General features: G+C 58.6%; 4 protein-coding genes and 1 pseudogene. 3 read left to right on the top strand and 2 right to left on the bottom strand.

The window, feature by feature from the left end; translation table 11 throughout:
* The 3 genes from RTY00_RS08800 to RTY00_RS08790 form a co-directional block, all read left to right on the top strand.
* Nucleotides 1–428, top strand: a 428-nt coding sequence (locus tag RTY00_RS08800) for an ABC transporter permease subunit (protein WP_409519126.1), incomplete at its 5' end; no start/stop codon positions are given.
* Nucleotides 421–1407 (top strand): ABC transporter permease, encoded by a 987-nt coding sequence (locus tag RTY00_RS08795; RefSeq protein WP_312664148.1) that lies wholly within the window; start codon nucleotides 421–423, stop codon nucleotides 1405–1407. The genes RTY00_RS08800 and RTY00_RS08795, both read left to right, overlap by 8 nt.
* A 12-nt stretch (nucleotides 1408–1419) precedes the next feature.
* A complete protein-coding gene (locus RTY00_RS08790) occupies nucleotides 1420–2787 on the top strand; it encodes an LLM class flavin-dependent oxidoreductase (RefSeq protein WP_312664147.1) in 1368 nt (455 codons plus the stop codon).
* Here RTY00_RS08790 and RTY00_RS08785 read toward each other — a convergent pair.
* Both RTY00_RS08785 and RTY00_RS08780 read right to left on the bottom strand, forming a co-directional pair.
* On the bottom strand, nucleotides 2784–4037 hold the full coding sequence (locus RTY00_RS08785; protein WP_312664146.1) for an SfnB family sulfur acquisition oxidoreductase: 1254 nt from the start codon (nucleotides 4035–4037) through the stop codon (nucleotides 2784–2786). The genes RTY00_RS08790 and RTY00_RS08785 overlap by 4 nt on opposite strands.
* A gap of 109 nt (nucleotides 4038–4146) precedes the next feature.
* Nucleotides 4147–4365: pseudogene (locus RTY00_RS08780) on the bottom strand (NADP-dependent oxidoreductase); the annotation flags it as partial.

Genomic DNA, 4365 nt, shown 5'->3' with positions numbered 1-4365 from the left:
TGAGCCGCCTGACGTCCTTTGGTCTGCGCTTGCAGGCGGTGGGCAGCCATCCGCAGGCAGCGAATGCGGCGGGCATCGGCGTCAAACGCTATCAGGGTTTGAGCTACGTGTTGTGTGGCGTCAGCGCGGCTATCGCGGCGATTGCGTCGGTGTCGCTATTAAGCGGCAGTTCACCTGGCGCCAACGACAATCTGTTGATGGTGATCGCGGCCGCGCTGTTGGGCGTGGTGTTTTCCCGTCGTCTGGTGCCGACACTCGGCGGCGCACTGATCAGCGCACTGTTCTTAAGCCTGATAGCCAACGGCTTTCAGCTGATCAATGTCTCAAGTTACTGGATAAACGGCGTCGAAGGCGTGTTGATCCTGTTAGTGGTGGCGTTAACCGCGCTGTTACGTCGTCGCCAGTCAAGGAGAACACAAGGTGTCTGACTCTCTGTTATCAGCTGTCGCGCCACGCCCGCGCCAGGCCAGCTGGCTGCGCGCCACCATCGTGCTGACCTTTGTGGCGCTGCTCGTGTTCTTTATTGTCGCGGCGCCCGCTTTTGCCACTGTCTCCAATATTCGCAGTGTGTTGCTGAATAACGTCGCACCACTGGCGATTGTCGCCCTGGCGATGACGTTGGTGACACGCATTGGCGCGATTGATCTCTCGGTGGGCACGGCGATCGATATTGCCTGTCTGGTTTTGGTGACACTGGTGCTGCATCAGGTCAGTTTGCCAGTGGCGCTGACCGCGGCATTAATTGCTGCGCTGCTGGTTGGCGTGTTTAACGCCTTTTTGGTGACACAGTTAGGCGTGGAGCCTTTTCTCGCCACGCTTGGCACGCTGTTTATTGGACAAAGCGTGCAGCAGCTGTCGTCAAACGGCGGGCAACCGGTGTATCTGCTGAGCCAGAAACTGCCCGACGGATTTTCGGCTATAGGTCACGGCGCGCTGCTCGGCATTCCGCTGCCGCTGTGGCTGTTGCTGCTGGTTGCGCTGGTGCTCTATCAGTTGCTGCATCGCAGCGCCACCGGCCGTTCGTTGCGGGTGATGGGCGAGCAGTACAGCGTCGCACAGCATTCGGGCGTGCCGGTGAAACGGCTCACTGCGCTGGCGTTTATTCTCGCGGCGTTGATTGCCGGTATCGTCGGTTTGATTTTGGCGGCCAACGTCAAAGCCTGGGTGCCGCTGTCGGGCAATGCCTATCTGCTGAATGCGATTGGTGCCAGTTTTATTGGCGCGACCTTCGCGCCGTCTCGTCGGCCTAACGTGTTGGGCACGCTGCTTGGCGTGGTGCTGCTGAGCTTTATCGCCAACGGCTTGCTGCTGGTCGGCTGGAATTTTTACTGGCAACAGGTCGCCACCGGCGGATTAATTTTCATTGTGCTGGCCGTCGGGGCTCTGCGTGCGCGTCGTCATAGCTGAGAGAGGTCAAAGATGAGCCGGGCACCGTTTTTACTGTTTGGTTTTATGATGAATGTGCCGGGCCACATCTCCGCAGGATTGTGGCGGCATCCGCAGGATCAGGCCCATCGCTATACCGAACTGCGTTACTGGACCGAAATTGCCCAACAGCTGGATCGCGCCGGGTTTGATGCGCTGTTCATCGCCGATGCGTTGGGTCAGCTGGATGTGTGGCAAAACAAGCCGGACGCGGCGCTGCGTCTGGCGACACAAATGCCGGTTAACGATCCGCTATTGCTGGTTTCTGCGATGGCAGCGGTGACGCAACATCTGGGCTTTGGCATCACCGTTTCCACCACCTACGAACAGCCGTATCTGCTGGCGCGCAAATTCACCACGCTTGATCACTTGAGCAACGGGCGTATCGCCTGGAATGTGGTGACGTCAATGCTGGATTCAGCGGCGCGTAATCTGGGGCTGATGCATCAAATCCCGCACGATGAACGCTACGATCGCGCGCAGGAGTTTCTCGATGTCACCGGCAAGCTGTGGGAAGGATCGTGGGAAGTGGACGCGGTGCGGCGTGATAAGCAGAACAGCGTGTATAGCGATCCGGCCAAAGTGCACGCTATTAAGCATGCCGGGCGCTGGTATCAGGTGCCGGATGCGCATCTGAGTGAGCCGAGTCCGCAGCACACGCCGGTGCTGTTTCAGGCGGGAACCTCCAGTCGCGGGGCGCAATTTGCTGCACGCAACGCGGAAGTGATATTTCTCGGCGGCGTTACGCCGCAGGCCATTGCTGCGGATATCCAGCGTATCCGCCAGTTAGCCGCAGCAGAAGGGCGCCATGCGGCTTCACTGCGTTTCGTCACGGCGATCACGGTGATCACCGCAGAGAGTGATGAGGCCGCGCAGGCTAAATATTGCGATTATCAGCAGTACATCAGCGAAGAGGCCGCGCTGGCGCTGTTCTCTGCGTGGACCGGTATCGACTGGTCACTGGAGGATTTGGATACGCCGCTGGCATTCCGCAAAACCGATGCCTGTCGCTCAGCTTTAGCCAGCCTGACGCGCATTGACGATCAAAAACGCTGGACGCTGCGTGATGCGGCGCGCTACATCGGCATTGGCGGCTTACATCCGCTGCTGATTGGCGGCCCGGAGAGTATCGCCGATCAGCTGGAACAGTTTGCCACGGAGTCGGGTGTTGATGGTTTCAATCTGGCGTGGGCGATTAGTCCCGGCAGCTTTGAGGATTTTATCCAGCATGTGATGCCGGTGCTGCGTAGCCGAGGGCTTATCCGCGAAACGCCTGCGCAAGCCGTAACGTTGCGCGAACGGTTGTTTGGTCAGCCGCGACTCACGGCTGACCATCCAGCGGCACGCTTTCGCCGCCATTAATTCCAGGCATGGCGCGGCGGCGGGGTGCCATTGAGGTAATAATTGCCAACGTGGTAATACTTCCAGCGCACCGGATCGTGCAACGTGTGGGTGCGCGCGTTGCGCCAGTGGCGATCGAGGTTGAACTCCTGCAGCGTTGCGCGCGTACCCGCCAGTTCGAACAGCTTGTTACCTGCCAGAATAGCGATTTCGGTGGTTAATACTTTGGCTTCAGCGGTAGCGACCGCTGCTGCAGCCACCGTGCTTTCATCGGGTTGCTGCAGCGCCAGATCAATCGCTTCGCCAGCGCGCCACAGCAAGGCTTCAGCGGCATGCAGGCGAATTTTCAAATCCCCGACTGCCGCCAGCGTAAAGTGATCATCGGATGCGCGCTCCTGGCCGCTATCAATCCACGGACGTGACCGCTCGCGCACAAAATGCAGCGTGTCTTCAATCGTGCCGCGCGCAATGCCCACATCCACCGCCGCCTGAATAATCTGCGAAATCGGACCGGCGGCAGTCGGGCGCTCAAACGCCTGATAAGCCGGGATCACGCGGGATAGTGGGGCGCGCACGTTCTCCAGCAGCACGGTGCCCGACGCCGTGGTGCGCTGACCAAAGCTCGACCAGTTGTTGATGATGGTCACGCCCGGCGTGTTGCGGTCCAGCACGATCAGATGCGCGCGATCCTGATCGTCGAGCGCCACTGCGTGAATCCGATGCGCCAGCAGCGCGCCGGTGGCATAAAATTTCTCGCCGTTGATCACCACGTCATCACCTTCACGCTGAAAACGCGTCTGGAAATCGGCGACGGTGCGCGAATTCTTCTCGGAGAAAGCGTTGCCCCAGCGCAAGCCAGCCAGCACTTCGCCCAGCAGTTCCCTCTTCTGCGCCTCGCTGCCATCCGCCACCAGATGCGCCACGCCGGCTAAATGGTTCTGCGGTAGTTGACCGAGTGCGGAATCTGCCGCCGAAATGATGGCGATGACTTTCGCCACCGTCACCCAGGATACGCCCGCGCCGCCATAGATTTTAGGGATCGCCATCGCCCACAAGCCACTTTGTGAGAACGCATCCAATTCGTTGAGCGGCAAGATGCCTTCGCGGTCGCGCAGTGCGGCGTCACGCGCAAACTCTGTGGCCAGACGTTGAGCAATTTCGATGGCTTCGGCATCATCACAAATGATATGCGCTGGTTCAGCAGGTAAGGGAACGGGGGCTTCAGGCTGTTGGGAATTGACCTTCAGGATGTGGGTTTGGCTGAGCGACATGAGAACTCCCGATAATGACGATGTAGGGAAAATATCTTCTCATGCGCTCAACGCGCGCCATATCTCAATTGCGGCTATGCATAGTGAAAAATAGTGTTAACACAACAGCTTACTGCGCGACTTTCACCACGGTTTTACCGAAGTTTTTGCCTTTCAGCATATCGAAAAACGCCTGCGGGGCATTTTCCAGCCCGTCGATCATGTGCTCGCGGTAGTGGATTTTTTGCTGCTCCACCAGCTGCGTCATCGCTTTGAGGAATTCAGGGTAACGATCGCCATAATCCTGGAAGATGATAAAGCCCTGCATGCGAATACGACGTTTGAGAAT

The sequence above is a fragment of the Pantoea sp. CTOTU49201 genome (assembly GCF_032054795.1).
GTDB classification, from domain to species: domain Bacteria; phylum Pseudomonadota; class Gammaproteobacteria; order Enterobacterales; family Enterobacteriaceae; genus Pantoea; species Pantoea symbiotica.
This window is presented reverse-complemented; position numbering and strand designations above follow the sequence as displayed.